We start from the raw sequence: 18065 nt of genomic DNA, 5'->3' as shown, positions 1-18065 counted from the left end.
GGGACGGCAGCGCGCTTGAGGCAGGGTAGTTCCGGGTCACTGATGGATGACACGGATGGAGAAGACGCCAGATGATCCGGCAGTTTGTAAGCGGGGCAACCTGCCTGGTTCGCTCGCTGGTAATGAGCGCGATGCTCGTTGCGATATCGGCAGCGGGGGCAGGAGCACAAAGCAAAGCGGCGGATGAGATTGCCGCCCGAAGCGTGCTCCTCTCACTCTACACTGTCAATTCCATGCTGGAACAGCAAGGTGCCGGGCTCAAGGCGGGCGGAAATGTGATGACATCATTTCGCGCATTCCTGGCCCCCCAACTCATCGAAGCGATCGCTGCGGGCAGCGATGGATTTCGTCCTCTGGTCGGCGCGCATGAAGGCACGGTCGACGATTATGAGTTGCGGATGGCAGCGGACCAGCCGGCAGAAGAGACCGTCGTAGAGGCCGCAGTGAAGTCCGGGGGGGCTGTCCGATTGATCTCGTTTGCGGTTGCGGGCTCGAACGGTCGTCCGTTGATAACGCGGATATGGGGTGATGGCTGGTCCCTGGGAAAGGGCAGCGCCGCAGCAGTGCGCCCGGCTTCCGGCGCGCCCGGGCATCCTCCGAGCCAGGAAGAACAGAAGGCTCTTGCAGCGGCGGATCGCGGTGGCACGGAGGCGGGTGATGGACGCGCTTCCGACGCAATGCTCACCCTGCCGTATCAGGACGAATTCGATGGCGATACTTTAGGGGCCGAATGGGGCGTGATCGGGGAAGCTCCCGATAAATTCGTCGTTGAAAATGGCGTTGTCTATCAGATTGCGACGGGCGGAGACGATACGTTCCGCGAAGAAGGCAGCGAAAACATCTTCCGGCTCGGCAAGGCGCCGGAAGGCGATTTTGACATGACGCTGACCGGGCTTCTCGAAGCCAAGACCGGGAGGGAGGGCGTCTGGCTGGGCCTCTATGAGGATTCGACGAACTTTCTTGCGGGCACGCTTCACGTCTACACCAGCGGCTGCGGCCCCTACCTGACCCTGAGGATCGTCAATCGGCAACATGTTGCGAGAGCCGAAGAGCCCCTGACCAGCGAATTCTACGATAACCTCTTTGACAAGGGCCCCCTTCTGTCCAGCTACTGCAATGCCGGCAACCGGGAGATCGGCGACGCAATCCTGCAACGCCTCAACGAAACCGGCTTTTCACTGACCCTCTCCCGACGGGGTTTTCTCCATTTTGCTACGGTCGAACTCGATCTTCCGGCCTTCGGCGACAATCCGGGCGGGCGTGTCAGCGTCACCACACGCAACGTCGCGCGCACAACTGCCGCAGGCAGGCCCGCGTTCATGCTGGGGCAGCTTCAGCGGGCGGGGAATGGCGAGTCGGTCGCTCAGTTCGACCGTTTTTCGATTTCTGCGCCGGTCAACTGACGGCGGCCATCATGATGGGATTTCCGGCCATGTTTCGTAGTTCAAGAATTGCTCTTTGGGCGCTGACCAGTTCACTTCTGGCGGCATGCGGAGGGAGCGCTCAGGCGCAGGACATCAACGCGGCAGTTGCTCTTGTCGAGCAATTCATCGGCGCGCACATGACCCATCTCGACACCATGCAGGGCCCGCTGCTCAACGATGCGCGTGCCGCTGCACCCTATGTGGTCGATGGACTGGCCGTGGACGGGCTGCAGGGGCGCCTCGGCTTCGATCCGATCTACAATGCTCAGGATTTCGAGATCACCAACCTCCGGGTTTTCGCCGACCCGGCTACACCAGTTCTGCGTGGCGCTGCACAGGTGCGTGTCAGCCTCGACAATTTCGGACAGCGCCAGGAGTTCGTCTACACTCTCGTGCCGGTCGCACCCGACAATGCCTGGCAGATCTCAGACATTTATTCCGAGAACAATGGCTGGTCGCTTGCCGATATGGCAGCCAATCTCGGCATAGACCTAAGGCGCCGAAACGGAAGCGAAATGACCCTGCAAAACGTGGGTTTTCCCATCCCGTGTGCGTCCGCGTGCGGTCATTCTGTCAAACCCGATGCGCAAGAGGGGCACGATCCGATTATCGTGCCAGGAATGGAAGAAGGCGATCTGCCCGGCAACGGCATCAATCCCGAGGGGCGCAACCTTTTGCTCATTCTCGATGCGTCGGGTTCGATGTGGGGACAGATTGAAGGTGTCGCCAAGATCACCACAGCCCGTCAGGCGCTCACCGGAATCCTGGGCGATCTCGATCCAGCAACGAATGTGGGGTTGATGGCCTATGGCCACCGGCGTGAGGGAGACTGCTCCGACACTGAAATTCTCTATCCGGTTGCCAACTATGACGCGGGACGGCTCATCCCAGCAATAGAAGGCCTCTCACCTCGCGGGAAAACCCCGATCGCCGGTGCGCTGGAGCGGGCGGCTGCCGCCATGCCCGCTGCCGGCCAGTCTTCGAGCGTTCTTCTGATTTCCGACGGACTGGAAACCTGCGGCGGCGATCCATGCGCTGCGGCGGCCCGACTGGCCCGGACGGGAATCGATACACGTGTTCACGTCGTTGGTTTTGACCTGAACGAGGAGGAGCACGCGGCGCTCCAGTGTATCGCCGAGAAGGGCAATGGCACCTACCATCCGGCAAACGATGCGCGAAGCTTCGTCGCTGCCGTCAAAGATGCGGTGCGGGAATCGGAGACTGTCACACCTGCGCCTGCCCCGGCACCAGTCGCCCGGCCAACCGCTGAAACCGTGTTCGAGGAGACGTTCGACGGTCCGGCGCTCAATGCGGCGTGGCGGGTGGACAGCCCGGTTGAAGAGCTAACCGCGTTCACCCCGCAGGGCGCACTCTTCGTTGCCGCGCTCGGCAAGGCACCCTACTTCACAAATCCAGAGGCAACAAACCGTTTCGTGCTGGACCGTCCCCTTCCCAAGGGAGATTTTGATCTTGTTCTGGATTTCAGGGTCAAGGTACAGACCAGGCGCGAGGGCGTCATGCTGTCGCTCTTCAAGGCCGCACACGAACAGATTGGGGCCCGCATGTGGCTTGAACCGAAGGGGTGCGGCACCCTGCTTAATCTCTCCCTGGTCCGGATATCAGGCGCGAAAGACGACCCTGAGACGACCTCTTTCGATACCAACCTGCTAGGCGGTGCCTGGGTTGACGGTGTCTGCAATGCGGCTGGTCGCGAGCGGGGCGATGCCATTCTTGAGAGCCTTGGCCGGGACGGTGCGCAACTGCGTCTCAAACGGCGTGGCCGGGAAATCACGGCTTCGCTGGAGATGCAGATGCCGGGGGAGGGCGAGGCGCTCTCCTACACGACCCAGTCGATCACAATGCTTCGGCTGTCGGGTGCCGCGAGTGTGCTGGGTGGCCACGGGCACAAGGCGCTGCCCGGTGAAAGCCATTTCGAATTCGATCGCTTCGCAATTGAGGTGCCTAAACAATGACGCCCCGTCATTGGCTGATTTCCATCCTGCTGGCGACGGCCCTTGTCGGCGGTTCTATGCCACGGGTCTGGGCGCAGGGCGAGATGTCGTTCACAGAGGAAGAGGCGGCAGAGGACGGTCAAAGCCTGTTCGACGAACTGGAGTCCGAGCAGAAGAACGAAACCGCGCCTGATGGCGCGAACACCGACTGGAGGGATGTTACCGATCGGGACGTTCTCGGCTGCGCGGCGGGGTTTGGGTGCGAGGGACTGAGTGTATCGCAGGACGACGCGGTGGTTCTGACGGGGCATCAGAACGCCGAGGATGCGCGTAAGGCGTATCAGGAGGAGTACGGAAATCGCGACGCAGAGTCCACCGAGCAGGTTTCGGACGAAGATCTGTCGGCCGATGAAAATCGTGGCGAGATGTCGTTCACCGAGGAGGAGGTGGCAGAGGACGGTGAAAGCCTGTTCGACGAAGTGGAGTCCGAGGAGAAGAATGAAGCGGTTCCCGACGGCAGCCGCACTGACTGGCGGGACGTTACCGATCGGGATGTTCTCGGCTGCGCGGCGGGGTTCGGGTGCGAGGGGCTGGGCGTATCGCAGGACGATGCGGTGGTTCTGACGGGGCACGAAAACGCCGAGGATGCGCGTAAGGCGTATCGGGAGCAGTACGGAAATGCGGACGCCGATTCCACCGAGCAGGACCTGTCGGTTGATGGAAAACGCGGCGAGATGTCGTTCACCGAGGACGAGGTGACAGAGGACGGCGCAAAAATGTCGTTCACTGAAGAAGAAGTGCAGGACGCCAAGGGGCAGGCCCCAACTGAAGAGAGGTTCACGGATGCCCGGATTGCTTCGTTCAGTCAGGAAGAAGACGAGCTATGGGCGTGCACTGCAGGTTTTGGTTGTAAAGGCGCGGCCGCTGGCCTCACGCCCCATGAGGCCCTGCATCGCCTCGGTTTGCCCGAATATTCCTACGAATGGCCGCTGGCCGCGTGTGCAACCAATGCACCCGGCGCATGCGAGGAAATGGGAATCAGCTTGAAAGATGCGCTCCGGATCATGTCGCATCTGGCCAATCCCAACCGGTGATGGTCGCCCTCTTGCCGCTTGGTGACGCCAATAGCGGACCGCCACAACGAGGTGGCTAGCCAAGCCAGCCGACCGGTCCGGACAGTATGCGTGAGGTGAGTTCGGACTGGGTGTGGACGTTCATTTTCGAGAACGCCTTCTTGAGATGGCCGCGCACGGTGCTGACCAGAATGCCAAGCGCTTCCGCTGCTTCTTCGGGGGATTTCCCGCCGGCAATCAGAAGTGCGATTTCGGCCTCTTTGCCGGTCAGGCCATAGGCGAGCTCGACCAGCGCCACGCGCGAGTCCGCTGCGAGCTTCCGCTCAAGGCTGGTGCGAAGCACCAGGACGGAGGCGGGGCCCTGTCGCTGCAGGCTCGTCTGCTTAAGCGCCTCGGGGTGAAACCGGAAGCCGACTGGGACGTCTTCATGGACAATGAGTGTCTCGCGATGGCCCGTTCGGCTGGCAGGGTCGCTCAGCTCGCCCGTCAACAGCGTGCGGGTGAGCTGGTTCAAGAGGCGTTGATCGGTACTCGACAGGTCCCTCGTGGGAAACAACCGGGCTAGTGCCTCGAAATAGGTTCGGTTCGAATGGAGTAACTCGCCCTCGCTGTCGAGTATTGCAACGCCGATCTGAAGCCGTTCGATGACCGACTGCAGCAGAACACCCAGCGTGGCGTTCATCATCACCTGCCGGTTGAGATTGAACGAACGTTCCCAGTGCGGCATCAGCGACAGGATGCGCTTGTGCAGGGCGGACTCCGCCAGATCGCCAGATCGTTCTGCCTCGTAAATCATGCGGTAGATGATTTCGTTCCAGCGGCTTTCATCGTCGATGGCGTTGTAGCAGAGCTCGACGAGTTCTCCGGGGCTCATGTCCTCGGATGCCCCAAGGCTGCTGGTCATCGAAAGCAGTTCCGAGGTGAGTTCGGCAACGCCGATCTCAGCGCTCTCTTCTTCCGGATGCCACTCTTCACCGACCCATCGCACAATGCGCTCGGCGATGCCGAAGCGTCTCTCCTCGAGAAACAGGGCCGATCGTGCGCCTTCGATGCGGGCTGATGCGATATCGTCAAACCCGACACGTTCGAGAAACCGTTCGACAGGCGGCAAAAAACCACCGTCGCGCAACATTGCGTCTTCGCCGCCGAAAAGGATAAGGCAACGTGTGCCGGGCACCACCGACGCACCCTTTGGCCATTTCCAGGCCGAAAGCATGCCTGAGAAAATATTGTACCAGTATGCGGGCGTGGGCGTCGGCCAACCCAGCGGATCGGCGATCACGGAATCGATCAGGGCGCGATCCGCGCTCATCACGTCTGCCGGATGCCGGCGTTCTTTCAGGTGCGAGCCCAAAAACGCGTATAGATGATGCAGAGACTGTTCGTCGGGGGTGTCTGCGGAGCCGAGTTTACAGCGCGTCTGCGAGAACGTTTTGCCGAACATGGCAATGGCGCGCTGATTGGGCGGCGGCGAGATCAAGACTATGTGGCGTGCGAGGTCCGGCCAGGTTTTGAGTACTTCCAGTGTCAGCAATGCAGTGATGTTGGGAACAACGACCAGCCGGTGCTCCCACGGGATGTCTGCGAAGCTCTTTTCGTAGAACAGCCGCATGTCGGCGATGGCGCGCTGCCAGCCATCCTCATAGTCGAGATGTCCCAGCGGACTGTGATTACCGGTGGATTTGCCGTGTCCGCGCACATCACCTGAATAGGCGTTCCACCCCAGTTGGCGAAAGGCTGCGCCCAGATCCGAGAGCATGCCTGAATGCGTGGGTTGGCTGTGGCCGAGAAACACGGCTCTGGGGCCATGCGCTGGCTTGCGACCGGGGTCGACGACCCACTTGCGCATAAGTAGCGGCTGGTTGTCCTCCCCCAGCAGGAACTCGGCATTCATAATTTCATCCCCCAAGCCAATCAGACGCCCGCGCGACCCGAAACAACTCCGGAGTTGTTTACCGATGCCCGCGTGAACCCGGTCTGAACGACGCTGACAGCCCTTCTGCCATTCGGGCTTGAATATAGAAGAGGTCAGACGGGGAGTGAAGCGAACGACGACAGGGCAGGATCACTCGACGTAGCGCCTGATGGAAAGTTTGGCGGCTTCGAATTCTTCCAGCATGCCGGGTAACAGTCGGTCGATGCCCCCCTCCGAAGCGTTCTCGCCAGCCAGCCTGTCCTGAGCCATGAAAAACAGCACATCATCTTCGAGGATGAAACCGAGATTGTGAAAGCGGGCCGCGAGGTCGAGCATTGTGGCCTGGGTGGCCGGTGTGAGTATCTGCAAAACCTCCTGGGTGACATCGCGGTTATCCCTTTTCGTCATGGGGCGCCCGGAAACATGAAACCGCTCGTTGAACTGTATCGACTCGGTCTTGATGTCACGATCCAGCGGTCCCCTGTTGACGATGTTCTCAGGACGGATCACCGCGCGGATGCCGGTCTTTCGGTCGATCCGGTAAGCGCCGAGCATAGAAAAGAACTGGCCGTAGCCACCCTTGCCGCGACGCGCGTCGCGCCGCATCTCACGCATGCCGAGCCCGGCCTCCATCTGCATGGCGCCTACCGCGACCCACAAAGGCAGACTGTCTTCCCTGCTGTCGCCCCAGAACTCGCCATCGAGCCGCACGCCCATGAACGAACCGGCCCGAACTTTCGTCAGTTCGGGTATGCGGGCCTCGATCTTCTCCAAACGTGGCGGTTTTACACGCTGTGAACGGCGTTCGTACTGGCCTTCGGAGTCACGCACCGGGGTTCGTTCAATCTGCCATTCCAGGAACCTGCCGGTATAGGACCAGCCTCTGTCTCGTGCGATCCTGACCCGGCGGGCGAGCCGGCGGCCATCCGCATTTTCGAGCATTTCCACCAGAAAGATCGCGCCAAAGGCCAGGGTGGTGACGGCGACCGGAGCAAAGGGAAAGCTGTTGCCGGCAAAGCCGGCGACCATCGTCCATATCAAGGCGAGCAGCGCGACGGGCAGGGGAAGACGTTTCAGCCAGATGGGAAGCGCAACGCCGTTGCGGATGCTGGATGTGTCCGGCGTCTCTACAGATATTTCATCTTCGAACGGATCCCAGTGCCGCCGCTTGCTCACGGGCGTTTTCCCGGCAGATCGATTTCGGGCATCGCGCGCACCGCTTCAGCCTCTGCGGTGGCCAGGGAAAAGGGCGAGGCGTGCTCAAGCCCCATCGCACGGGCGATCCAGTTCGACGGGACGGCGTCGAGCAGGGTATTGTAGCGCTCGACATTGGCGTTATAGAGCCGCCGTGCCGCGCTGATCTGGTCTTCTGTTTCCTCCAGCTGTTTCTGGAGTTCGCGGACATTGCCTGTTGCGCTGATTTCGGGCGTATCCTCGGAGTAGGCAACAAATGTGTGGAGGGCGTCGGACAGTTTGCTCTCCGCCCTCTGCACGGTCTCGATGTCGCTCATGCGCGCGCTCATTGCGCTCTGACGCGCCTCCATGAGCGCGTCGAAGATGCGATTTTCCTGCGCCATCGCCCCCCGTACCGCCTCGACAAGGGCGGGGATGAGGTCATGACGGCGCTTTAGCTGCACATCGACCCCCGAATAGCCGGTTGCCACGGCGTTTTTTGCCGCGGCCAGCCGGTTCTGCAGATAGATGAGTACGAGTATGCACGCTGCGATTATGACAATGGTCGTGATCATGGCTGGTGCCGGAAGCCTCCCGAAATGCGGCGCTTTGCGCACTGGAGCCCTGGCCTGGACCGCTCATCGCTTCACGGAACGCTGCCCCGCATTCTCGCGGACGTCAGGTGCTCTCATCTGACTGTAGAATGCCCTAGCCGGGCGCTGGCATGCTTGCATCCCCCAAATGAGGGAGCACACGATGCGGCCGGAAGGAAAACGGAAAACCGGATTCTGCCCGAGGTAAAGCTGGTGATCTGGCGACCATGAATGATACTCATCCAGAATGTATTCGCCTTCTGACATCCTTGAATTCGGTCCGATTGTCTTCGTCCTGTTCGCGCCTCTCGTCTATGCGCTTGTGCGCGCGCGCAATGCGACACGGGACGATTTCATTTTCAATTCGGGCCGCACCGGGTTGCTTGCGACGATTGCCGGCATCGTGTGCGGAAACATCGGGGCAGGCACATTTGTCGCACTCCTGCTGTTCTCGAATGCCAGCCCGATCCTTGGCGTGTCGCTGGCCTGCGCATACGCGCTGGGGCTCGTGATCTGCGGTGCAATAGCGCCAGTGGTTCACCGGCAGTCCAGTCAATATGGCGTTCACGGACTGGTCGATCTCATTGTGGCGGCCCATCGTGTCCGCCATCCGCTGGCGATCTGGATTCCGATCGCTTTCGTTTTCCTGCTGCGCACGGCTGTACAGCTTTTGGCACTGGCTGTGATCCTGGCCACCATCCTGCCGGTTTCGACCCTGGTTGCGCTTGTTCTTGCGAGCGCGTTTACCGGGATCTACACCGCCATTGGCGGGTATCGCGTGGCCACGGAGACCGACATCTTTCAGGCTATCGTCATTCTTGTAGGCATTGGCGTGCTTACGCTTACGAATGCCGGGGGCATGCCGCACATCGAAAACATGTTCGATCTCGGCCCTTATAAATTACCGCTGCTTGTCGGTGTCTGGCTGTTCATTCCCGTCAGTGCGGTCCTTGCGATCGACAATTGGCAGAGAATGGCAACGGCGCGGGCGCCGGCGGTGGCGCGAAGGGCATTTCTGCTTGCTGCGCCTCTATGCCTGTTTTGTTACATGAGCATCGTCTGGCTCGGGCTCAAGGGGCATGCGGGCGAAGAGGTTCTTACCGTATTGCGTGCGACCATGCCGGTTCAGTGGGCGTGGCTGGCCGACGTCATGCTGATTGCCGTTCTCATGTCGACGATGGACACATTCGTCATGCCGCTGGTCACCAGTCTGGAGCGGACACGCTACACGCTGCGCCAGCTTCAGCTCATGGTGCTGATGCTGTTTTCCGTGCTCGCCATCGCTGCCTATGCGATGGGACCGCTGCTCAATTCCATTATCGCGGCATTCAGCTCGCTCGTGGTTTTCCTCCCGGCCGTACTCGCGGCACTGCTTACGCGCAATCCCCGTGCCGGGTCGGCAGTTCTCTCGTTGAACCTGGGCGTGGCGGTCAGCCTGGTTCTTGTCGGCATCGATCTGAACTATGCCGCGTTTGCCGGGTTTGGAGTTGCCGCGCTGACCTATGGCCTTGGGTGGGGACTGGCGTCGCGGTCCCGCAGCAGTGGCCAACCGCTAAGAAACAGCCAGTGAAGCCGCCCGCTCACTCGCTTCCTTGAGTTTGGGGGAGCTCCTGGCTCTGGTCCTCTTCGATCACCAGCCCTGCAAACCCTTCACCCTCCACGTGGATTTGAGGGCACGCGCGTGGCTCCCGATTTGAAAAATCGTACCAGCACTCCCTGATCTGGTAGGTGATTTTGAGGTCGGCGCAGGACGTTTCTGTGTTGATCCCGGTTGTGGTGTGGAATTGAGACATGCCCGCACTGTCCCAGCCTGTAAAAACCCACTGAAGCGGCAAACGGGTCGATTTGCCATCACGCGTATCGGTGTAGCGCGCGTCTCCATAGAGTGCGTAAAAGCCCTGCTCGCGCTTATTCACGGTGACGCGTGTTTCGGGCCTGCAAACGCGGCTGCCGGTTTCTTCCGCATGGACGGTCAGACGCAGATCGCCTGCAGGTACGCTATTGGCCGTCTTCTGCTGACTGATCGCAAAGGCTGCAATGCCTGCGGCGAGCAGCAGACCGCCGAAGACTGACGCAACTATCAGGTGTTTGGGGCCGGGCATCGGCTTCTCCTGCTCTTGAAATCTTTTCCCTGCAACGCACGTTGCAGTCCCGCAGCTTCCTGCACCCAACCGCGTCTGGTCGTCAGGTTGAGCCGTTTAAGTTGGTTGAAGCGGCTGAGTGTCAGCAATGTACGCCTCTTGCTCCACTCGGGTCAGGACCATTGCTGCGTGGATACCCGACAGAGGTCCCTCCCGAATGAGAGAAAAGAGGCTCCTTGCAGCGCGCAATCGTCTTCGCGTTCCACCATGCCGCCGGGGTCGCATGCGGGCCGGTGACGTTCTTACGCATGGCCGGTAGCGCTCAGCTTGAGACTGTCGATGACGTCGGTCACAAGTTCGAGCTCGGCGAGAAGATTGCGGGCACGTTCCTTTCCATCACGAACTTCACGAAATACATTCCCGATCTCGAAACGCCGGGCAGCCGAACCGATGCGTATGGTTATCAGCAAGCGATTGTCCACGAACGCCAGCGCCACGCCTCGCCTGTTGTTGAGACGCTCGGTGAGTTCCATGATCCGCTCCATGAAGCGTGGCGTAAGCAGGTACCGGGCTTCGATCTGATCGGTGGAGAAGACGTTGAAGCGATCTTCAAACCGGGGGTCTTCCAGCCGGACCCGCTCACCATTCTGACGGTGCTGTTCGAGCGCATTTCCGATCCAGTCGGTGTCCGCAACAATCGTGGTTTCGCCGTTGAAGGGCTTGCTGAAGCTGTAAACCAGCATCAGGGCCCGCCACTTGGCCTTCTTTTTCGAAAACTTGCCCTCGCACAGCTCGAAATCCACGCCATCAACATGCCCGTCGATTCGGTCCTCGAGCTTGACGCTTGTGTAAAATGGCAGGAGCGGTTTGAAGCGGGTGAGCGGGAATTCGAATTTTCTGAGGGTGTATTCAAAGCCGAGATATGCGCAGACGCCGCCGGTCAGAACCTGCTTGTAGCGGTCGGTGAGCCCCAGATAGGCAAGGCCTGCCCCCAACATACCACCGAATCCCACGGCAAAGGCGGCCAGCGCAACCGCACTGTCGGTCTGGCCCATCTGTGCAAGGATTGCGAGTGCACCGAATCCGACTGCGCCGAGGCCCGCCAGCCCGGCCACGAACCGCACCCGCTTTTTTCGGAGGGCTTCGAGAGCGACAAGTGCGGGTTCGATTTCGCCCGCGTAGTGACTGTTGAAGCCGTTTTCGGTGGCGTATGTCGCAGCGGGCGTGTTCAAGGCTGGCGCTCCAGATCAGCTATCGCGGGAATGTGACGGTGCGGACCGTGCGTTGATGCCGGTCGCGCCGAAGTGCGGCCGGGTACCAGCGATGTACCAGGGCGACAGGTGTGATGAGAATGGCGGTAAGCCGGATCGCGGGCACGGACTATCCTTGTTGCGGACACATGAATCTCTTTTCCTCCCAACATTCATGCAGCCAGACCTTGAGCGCCTCTCCCAAATTGGAGAGGCGGCTCGCCAATCTGCTTCCGTGGATTGTCCCGATATGGGGGAAGGGGACGATGAAACAATTGCCATGTCGGTGACGATGTAGCTGTGATGAAGATGACAGTTGAAGCCGATTTCCACAGGCCGGGCGGGCTGTTTCTGGAGCGATGGTTACAGACTGGAGTGCGTCTGCGGTCCTGTGAGCTTACATACAAACAGACTGCACATGCATTGGGGGGAGAAACGCTCGGGCCTTCTGAGGCAGCGCCGGGAATAGTTGACAGGCAACTCGAACTCCTTCCCGAAAAGCGTGTTCTTCAATGAAACGGGCTCAACACCAGGACGGCTGGCTCCGTCGACGATTCTTGAAGAGCGAACGCTGCCGCGCAGCCATCCCGCAGGCGCACTGGAAAGCAATAACCTTCATCGGCGCGTGGCGCCTTCGCAATGACTGCGGCGATGAGACTGGACGGCGCCATGAACAGCGCGGCCCCTGGTCGATGTCGGACGGGTGCTGGCCAACGCTCGAAACCGGCTGACGTTCGCCGGCAATCGAAGACGTCAGAGCGGCGGTTGCGCTACCTGCCGCCCTGCAGTCCAGGCTTCGATCCTATTGAAAGACTTTTCCAGGCTGAAAGCGGTGCTGTGGGCCGAGGCCGAGCGGGCTATCGGTTCCTTCTGGGATGCCATCGGTCAAACTGCCACACACTGTTCGAGACAGCCGAATGTACAAACTGTTTCGCGCATGCGGATATGATCCGACATAAAGCGGAGCGCCCAAATTGACCAGCTGAGTATCAGGAACGAGCTATGTTGCTATGTCGCGCGTTTCCTATGAGACGCGAAACGGATTCCGAAACGGAATAAATTTTATCATCGGATTTTGATTATTACTAAATATTTCAGTGAAAAATTATTATATTATTATGCATGTGTTTTTTGGCAACATACTGAATAGCTTCCTCTCTGGAGATTCCTGTTATTCTAATTTTCGGGTCTGTGATAGGATTTTTTATAGATTCTATCTCGTTTTTTACATCCGTGTAGAAATCAACGCACTCCGTAGCAAGCAACTTCATGGGGTCGACAAAGCGGATATCTGCGTGCCGGATCCCCAGGCTTTCGGAGATGATCGATATCTCTGTGCACCCCAGGATGAATACCTCCACTCCGTGCTCTGCTGCCAATTTGGAAACTGCCTTTGAAACCCGTTCCAGGCCAAGTGCTTGGTTCCCGGCTTTCAGGCCATCAGGCAAGCGTTGCTTGTGGTTACCTCCTGGTGTTGCGGTGCCATAGATTGCCGCCTGGATGTTCTTTTCCTGAGTCTCGGCATCGGGAGTAACGACCTCGATTCCTTCTTTGGCGAGCCGATCCTCAAAAATTCTTGTTTCTACGGTCGGTGTTGTTGCAAGCAACCCGACTTTCCTGGTGCCTGATTTCTTTATATCTTCAATTGTCAGTTTGATAATATCAAAAATGTATAGATCAGTCTTGCTTTGGTATTCTTCGTAGAAATAATGAGTCGTGTTTGATGGGAGAGCCGCAAAATAACATCCATTTCTGAGTAATATTTCGCTTGATTCAATTACTCCAAGGGAGGGGCTGGTTTCTCCCTCGAATATCGCGAGCGTTCTGTCTGCAATATTCGGATTTTTTACAACTATGGTTGGAAGGAAATCCTGATCCTTTGATGCGCCCCGTTTTGCGCATTCGAGTCGAATGAGTGCTTGAAGGACCTCGTCTGCTTCCGGGCCCGTATTGCCGATGATGCCAAGTATAAGCCTGTCTTTCATGCTTTCCTCCTGATCAGCCGATTTCGTGATTCTGAATCTTCGCCACGATGACGCCGACCTCGTGGCGCATCGCCTGAAAAAGGTTCACGTCGCTGTATGCGTGCCCGGCCATCGGTACGACCGTTAGTGTCGAGCCCGGCAAGCGCGCGTGCGCCCGGCGTGCGAACGCCAGAGGGCACACAAAATCCAGTTGTCCATGAACGAGGGTGATCGGAAATTTGTCGCTGCGTTGCGTGAAAAGGTCCGAGTTCTCTATGAACGCGTTGTTTTTCCAGTAATGCAACTGTATTTTGGCAGACGACGCACAAGAATCCACCATTTCGGACTTCAGTAAATTCTGTCGACCTTCGGGTATTTCGAAGTAACGTTCAGCGTTCTTCCATGTTCTTGCCGCGAAATCCCGCAGATCTTGATCCGGAGATTCCAGTGCCTGAGAAAAGTCGTCTACGATTTCGTCGACGGTGCGTCCCGAACTGATAAGGTGGAAGTCGGCATAGGCTAGGGGTTCGATCTGGCGTCGGTCGAACAAGGCCCATCTGAATTTTTCTTCGGTCCACTCGGTGGTGCCTCTCAGTAAAAGCCCGAGGCAACGCTCCGGGTGCCATTTGGAATATAGCAGGGCGAGTGTGGTTCCCCATGACCCGGCTGTAATCAGCCATTTGTCCACGCCCAGCATTGTTCTCAGGCGCTCGATGTCTTCGACGAGATCCTGTGTTGTGTTCTCAGCCAGGCTGCCTTCGGGCCGAGATTTCCCGCATCCCCGCTGATCGTAGGATATGATGTAGAATACGCGCGGGTCGAACAGCTGCTCGGCAGTTTCATTCGATCCCGAGCCCGGTCCGCCATGGATGATGATCACCGGGATGCCGTGAGGGGTGCCCGTCGCCCGCCAGAAGATGCTGTGCAGCGGTGAGACTGCTAGAAAACCTGCGTCACAGTTCGTCATTGATCCATCTATTGCAATTTTTCTGTTTCAGATTCCCGATATCGGATGCCGTTAGGCAAATCGTTCCGGCTACTATTGGCATTGGATCAATGTGTCGTATATATTGATTTATTAGATCAATATGAGAAAACCATGCGCTATCTTTCATCTGCTGAAGCCGCACGGGAGCTCGGTGTTTCATTGCCGACGCTCTATTCTTACGTCAGCCGTGGCGTGTTGACGTCGTATCCGCAGGCCGGTCGCAAATCCCGGCTGTATGACGCAGACCAGATCGCGAAGTTCAAGATGCGCGGAGAGATACTCAACAACGCCCAGGTCACCGAGAATATTATGCACTACGGTCATCCGGTGCTTGAAACTCAGGTGTCTGGGATTGTTGATGGCAGATTGCTTTTCAGGGGGCATGACATCAGCGTCTTGGCAGACAATTCAACTGCTGAGGATGTGGCTGATCTGTTGTGGGTGGGGTTTGATAGCTCGGCGTCCCTCGGATGGATCAGAAATGAGTTGCCCGAGTTGGCGCCTCGCGGTGGTGAGCTGGATCGTGCGTTGGTGGATTGTCAGCGTTGGTTGCTGTCGCGCATAGAGGCCGACCAAAGCGCCTACGACAACTCACGGGAGAAGATCATTGAGATTGCCCCGCTGATCTGGCGGGGTGGAGCCTCGTTCTTTTTTGGATCCGCTCTTACGGGCCGGTCGCTACATGAAGAAATTGCAGTTGTTTCGGGGCTGCCTGATCAAGCTGATTGCATTCGAAAGTGCCTCGTTATCCTGGCTGATCATGAGTTGACTGCTTCGACATTTGCGACCCGGGTGATCGCGTCTACTGGCGCGCCGATCTATCAGGCAATCTCAGCGGGACTGGCTTCGCTGAATGGGGCACGGCACCTTGGTGAGGTCGAACGGGCGTATCGCCAGTTCAAGCTTCTGGCCAGCGAGGGAACGCCGGAACTGGCTATTCGGCAAGCGCAGCGCAGAGGCGATCAGATCTATGGCTTTGAGCACACGATCTATCCCTACGGGGATCCCAGAGCGGAGATCATACTCGAACTCGCATCGAGCCTGGACGCGCGTGATGAACTGCTGTCGATCAAGCACGCCGTGGGTGGAAAAACCCTGAACTTCGAAGGTGCCATAGCGCTTTTGGCAATCTCGTTGGGCAAGGGCTGGAGCTTTGCCACGGCACTGGTGATTGCCTCCCGCCTCATTGGACTCATCGCGCATTGTCTCGAAGAATACGAACAGCAGAGAATGATCCGCCCACGGGCACGTTATCTCGCCGGTCGATCGGGTTAGGTGGATCACTACCCTACGGTATTTTGCAGTCCGGCGGTATCGCCTGACGTCCGCATGAATGCGGAAATGCAGACAGATAGACCGGTTCATCGTTTCCATCGAAAGATGAACCGTTCCCGTTGCTAAGTCTGCGCAGGGGCGTGTGTTGGGGCGCCAATCCCTGAACCCTTGCGCGAGCTCCCCACAAAACTGCTCTATGTGTGCTGCTTCAGAGCGTGGTAGCGGCATTCGCCAATTTGATCCTGCAAGCAGTCTGGTCCCGCATCGATGGTCGTCGATGCGCTATTGTTGCTTTGCCAGAAGCTGCACGTCTCCTGCATTCTCATTCTGCAGCGGGCCTCCGGCCGGGTAATGCAAGTTGCATAAAGCGGACGCATTTGAACAACCAACATGCGTTGTTTCAAAGCATTGCCGCGTCCTGTGTGGGCCTCGGAAGACACGCGGCGCTTTGGTGACCGTCAGATCAACGGTGCAATACCCTGCGTGCAGGGTTACGAGCCAAGTCGCTGCTCGCCGCTCAAACACGCGCCAACACGGCGGGTGAGGGTCCACTTTTCTCATATTGATTGAATCTATCAATCTATAATTCACATTGATGTTGGGGCAGCTTCAGGCCGGCGATCGGTTCGACCAGCTGTCAAGCCGTTGGGAGTGCGGCGCTGTCGAACCTCAAGGTCTCAAATATCTGGATAGAAAGGGAGGGCATCAAGTTGAACAAATGTAGCGCCTTTAAAGCCGTGGCATCGGCACTCGTTGGTATTGCTTCGCTTACCGCTTCGACGGCCATTGCGTCTGCGGGAACGCCTAAGGACACGCTCGTCGTGGCCGCTCACATCGGCGACATCAGAACGCTTGATCCTGCAGAAAGCTTCGAAATCTCCAGCAGCGACCTGATCAACAATGTTTATGACAAGCTGGTCGGTTTCGATCCCCATGATCTGGCGGGCGGTATTGTACCTGGCCTGGCGGAGAGCTGGGAGTTCTCCGAAGATGGTCGCACAATCACGTTTAAGATCCGCGATGGCGTGACATTCTCGTCCGGCAATCCTGTGACGGCGTTTGATGCGGAGTACTCGCTTAGAAGAGCGGTCTATCTGAACAAAACCCCTTCCTTCATTCTGAGGCAGTTTGGTTTCAACGAGGAGAACGCTGGGGAGCGCATCGTTGCGGTTGATGGCAGGACGCTGAAGATAACAACCGACAGGAAGTATGCCGGAACGTTTGTTCTCAATTGCCTGACCGCAACCGTCGGTGCAGTCGTCGACAGTGAGCTCGTCAAGCAGAACGAGGTCGACGGGGACTGGGGAAACAACTGGCTCAAAACCAATTCGGCTGGTTCGGGTGCCTACTCCTTGCGGAACTGGCGCGCCAATGAATCGTATTCCCTCAAGGCGAACGAAGAATATTGGCGGGTCGCCCCCGAGATCAGCAACGTCTTTGTCCAGCATACACCTGAATCAGCGACGCAGCGTCTCTTGCTGGCGCAGGGCGACGTGGACGTTGCAAGGAATTTGACGCCTGCTGATATCGAAGCGATTGAAGAAAATGCGGACCTGTCGGTATCCACGGATTTGCGCGGTCGGTTGATGTATCTTGGGCTCAATCAGAACATTGAGCCGCTCAACAATCCGAAGGTCGTTGAGGCTATCAAGTACCTGGTCGACTACAGCAAGATCACTGAATCTGTTCTGCGGGGCCAGTTCACACCGCATCAGGCATTTCTGCCGAAAACCTATCTTGGCGCGATCGATGACAGTCCTTACTCCTTCGATATCGAGAAGGCAAAGGCACTGCTTTCGGAAGCTGGATACGAAGACGGGTTTGAAACCGAGATCCTTGTCAGGAATGCACAGGATCGCATGCAGGTCGCGCAGGTCCTGCAGAACACTCTCGCGCAGGCCGGAATTAAAGCGGAAGTCGAAGTGTCCGCTTCCCAGCAAGAACTGGCGAAATACAGGTCCCGCGGACATGAGATCTATCTCGGTGTCTGGGGGCCGGACTATCCCGATCCAAACACCAATGCGGGGACCTTCGCGCTGAATCCCGACAATTCGGACGATGCCGATTTCAAGACGCTGGCCTGGCGAAATGCATGGGAGGTACCGGCATCGATCTCCAAGAAAGTTCTCGCAGCTGCAGAAGAAAACGACCCTGAAGCGCGTACTGAACTCTACCAGGAGGCACAGCGCGATTTTCAGGAGACCGCGCCGTTCGCGATCATGTTTCAGCAGACCGAGAAGACAGGAATCCGGGCGGAGGTAAAGGGTCTCGTGACGGGAAGTGCCGTGAGTTACGTCTACTATTGGACCGTCTCTAAATGAAGAACACGCGTCACTAGCCTGGCATACATGGTGAGCGGCGACGCGCCGCTCACCAG

At 58.1% G+C, this 18065-nt stretch carries 13 protein-coding genes; 6 read left to right on the top strand and 7 right to left on the bottom strand.

Translation table 11 applies throughout. The features are described 5' to 3' along the window. Positions 1–71: 71 nt before the first annotated feature. The 3 genes from BLW55_RS06320 to BLW55_RS06310 are packed head-to-tail and all read left to right on the top strand — an operon-like array spanning position 72 to position 4470. A complete protein-coding gene (locus BLW55_RS06320; protein WP_090327600.1) occupies positions 72–1403 on the top strand; it encodes a hypothetical protein in 1332 nt (443 codons plus the stop codon). A gap of 29 nt (positions 1404–1432) precedes the next feature. Continuing rightward, the gene (locus tag BLW55_RS06315) at positions 1433–3397 is read left to right on the top strand and encodes a vWA domain-containing protein (RefSeq protein WP_177175032.1); all 1965 of its coding nucleotides are present in this window, start codon (positions 1433–1435) and stop codon (positions 3395–3397) included. Next, positions 3394–4470 (top strand): hypothetical protein, encoded by a 1077-nt coding sequence (locus tag BLW55_RS06310; protein WP_090327595.1) that lies wholly within the window; start codon positions 3394–3396, stop codon positions 4468–4470. Before BLW55_RS06315 ends, BLW55_RS06310 begins: the two co-directional genes overlap by 4 nt. Positions 4471–4525: 55 nt before the next feature. Here the strand turns inward: BLW55_RS06310 and BLW55_RS06305 are convergent, their stop codons facing one another. The 3 genes from BLW55_RS06305 to BLW55_RS06295 all read right to left on the bottom strand — a co-directional run bounded on the left by BLW55_RS06305 (position 4526) and on the right by BLW55_RS06295 (position 8112). Then, the gene (locus BLW55_RS06305; RefSeq protein ID WP_090327593.1) at positions 4526–6343 is read right to left on the bottom strand and encodes a serine aminopeptidase domain-containing protein; all 1818 of its coding nucleotides are present in this window, start codon (positions 6341–6343) and stop codon (positions 4526–4528) included. A gap of 171 nt (positions 6344–6514) precedes the next feature. Beyond that, positions 6515–7540 (bottom strand): hypothetical protein, encoded by a 1026-nt coding sequence (locus BLW55_RS06300; protein ID WP_090327590.1) that lies wholly within the window; start codon positions 7538–7540, stop codon positions 6515–6517. Then, positions 7537–8112, bottom strand: a complete 576-nt coding sequence (locus BLW55_RS06295; protein ID WP_090327587.1) for a LemA family protein — start codon at positions 8110–8112, stop codon at positions 7537–7539. Before BLW55_RS06295 ends, BLW55_RS06300 begins: the two co-directional genes overlap by 4 nt. A 265-nt stretch (positions 8113–8377) precedes the next feature. Between BLW55_RS06295 and BLW55_RS06290 the strand changes: the two genes are divergently transcribed. Next, positions 8378–9700: a sodium:solute symporter family transporter gene (locus BLW55_RS06290; RefSeq protein WP_090327585.1), complete on the top strand. Its 1323-nt coding sequence runs from the start codon at positions 8378–8380 to the stop codon at positions 9698–9700. A 10-nt stretch (positions 9701–9710) separates the two neighbouring features. On the opposite strand, the gene BLW55_RS06285 is transcribed toward BLW55_RS06290, so the two are convergent. The 4 genes from BLW55_RS06285 to BLW55_RS06265 form a co-directional block, all read right to left on the bottom strand. Next, on the bottom strand, positions 9711–10232 hold the full coding sequence (locus BLW55_RS06285) for a hypothetical protein (RefSeq protein WP_090327581.1): 522 nt from the start codon (positions 10230–10232) through the stop codon (positions 9711–9713). A gap of 281 nt (positions 10233–10513) precedes the next feature. Further along, positions 10514–11443, bottom strand: coding sequence for a DUF3137 domain-containing protein (locus tag BLW55_RS06280; RefSeq protein WP_090327578.1), 930 nt, complete (start codon positions 11441–11443; stop codon positions 10514–10516). Positions 11444–12555: 1112 nt separating this feature from the next. Further along, positions 12556–13446, bottom strand: a complete 891-nt coding sequence (locus BLW55_RS06270; RefSeq protein WP_090327573.1) for an aspartate/glutamate racemase family protein — start codon at positions 13444–13446, stop codon at positions 12556–12558. Between the two features lie 13 nt (positions 13447–13459). Further along, positions 13460–14392: an alpha/beta fold hydrolase gene (locus tag BLW55_RS06265; protein ID WP_090327571.1), complete on the bottom strand. Its 933-nt coding sequence runs from the start codon at positions 14390–14392 to the stop codon at positions 13460–13462. 132 nt (positions 14393–14524) lie between these two features. On the opposite strand from BLW55_RS06265, the gene BLW55_RS06260 reads away from it, so the two are divergent. Further along, entirely contained in the window at positions 14525–15688 is a 1164-nt protein-coding gene (locus BLW55_RS06260) for a citrate synthase (RefSeq protein ID WP_177175031.1), read from the top strand. 710 nt (positions 15689–16398) lie between these two features. Next, a complete protein-coding gene (locus tag BLW55_RS06255; protein WP_244509004.1) occupies positions 16399–18009 on the top strand; it encodes an ABC transporter substrate-binding protein in 1611 nt (536 codons plus the stop codon). The last annotated feature ends 56 nt before the right edge of the window (positions 18010–18065 follow it).

Source organism: Nitratireductor aquibiodomus (genome assembly GCF_900105565.1).
Lineage (GTDB): Bacteria > Pseudomonadota > Alphaproteobacteria > Rhizobiales > Rhizobiaceae > Nitratireductor > Nitratireductor aquibiodomus.
This window is presented reverse-complemented; position numbering and strand designations above follow the sequence as displayed.

Coding starts and splice junctions, on each gene's coding strand:
- BLW55_RS06285 (WP_090327581.1), bottom strand. CDS start 10,232: ATGCCCGGCCCCAAACACCTGATAGTTGCGTCAGTCTTCGGCGGTCTG.
- BLW55_RS06295 (WP_090327587.1), bottom strand. CDS start 8,112: ATGATCACGACCATTGTCATAATCGCAGCGTGCATACTCGTACTCATC.
- BLW55_RS06265 (WP_090327571.1), bottom strand. CDS start 14,392: ATGACGAACTGTGACGCAGGTTTTCTAGCAGTCTCACCGCTGCACAGC.
- BLW55_RS06315 (WP_177175032.1), top strand. CDS start 1,433: ATGTTTCGTAGTTCAAGAATTGCTCTTTGGGCGCTGACCAGTTCACTT.
- BLW55_RS06270 (WP_090327573.1), bottom strand. CDS start 13,446: ATGAAAGACAGGCTTATACTTGGCATCATCGGCAATACGGGCCCGGAA.
- BLW55_RS06290 (WP_090327585.1), top strand. CDS start 8,378: ATGTATTCGCCTTCTGACATCCTTGAATTCGGTCCGATTGTCTTCGTC.
- BLW55_RS06320 (WP_090327600.1), top strand. CDS start 72: ATGATCCGGCAGTTTGTAAGCGGGGCAACCTGCCTGGTTCGCTCGCTG.
- BLW55_RS06260 (WP_177175031.1), top strand. CDS start 14,525: ATGCGCTATCTTTCATCTGCTGAAGCCGCACGGGAGCTCGGTGTTTCA.
- BLW55_RS06310 (WP_090327595.1), top strand. CDS start 3,394: ATGACGCCCCGTCATTGGCTGATTTCCATCCTGCTGGCGACGGCCCTT.
- BLW55_RS06305 (WP_090327593.1), bottom strand. CDS start 6,343: ATGAATGCCGAGTTCCTGCTGGGGGAGGACAACCAGCCGCTACTTATG.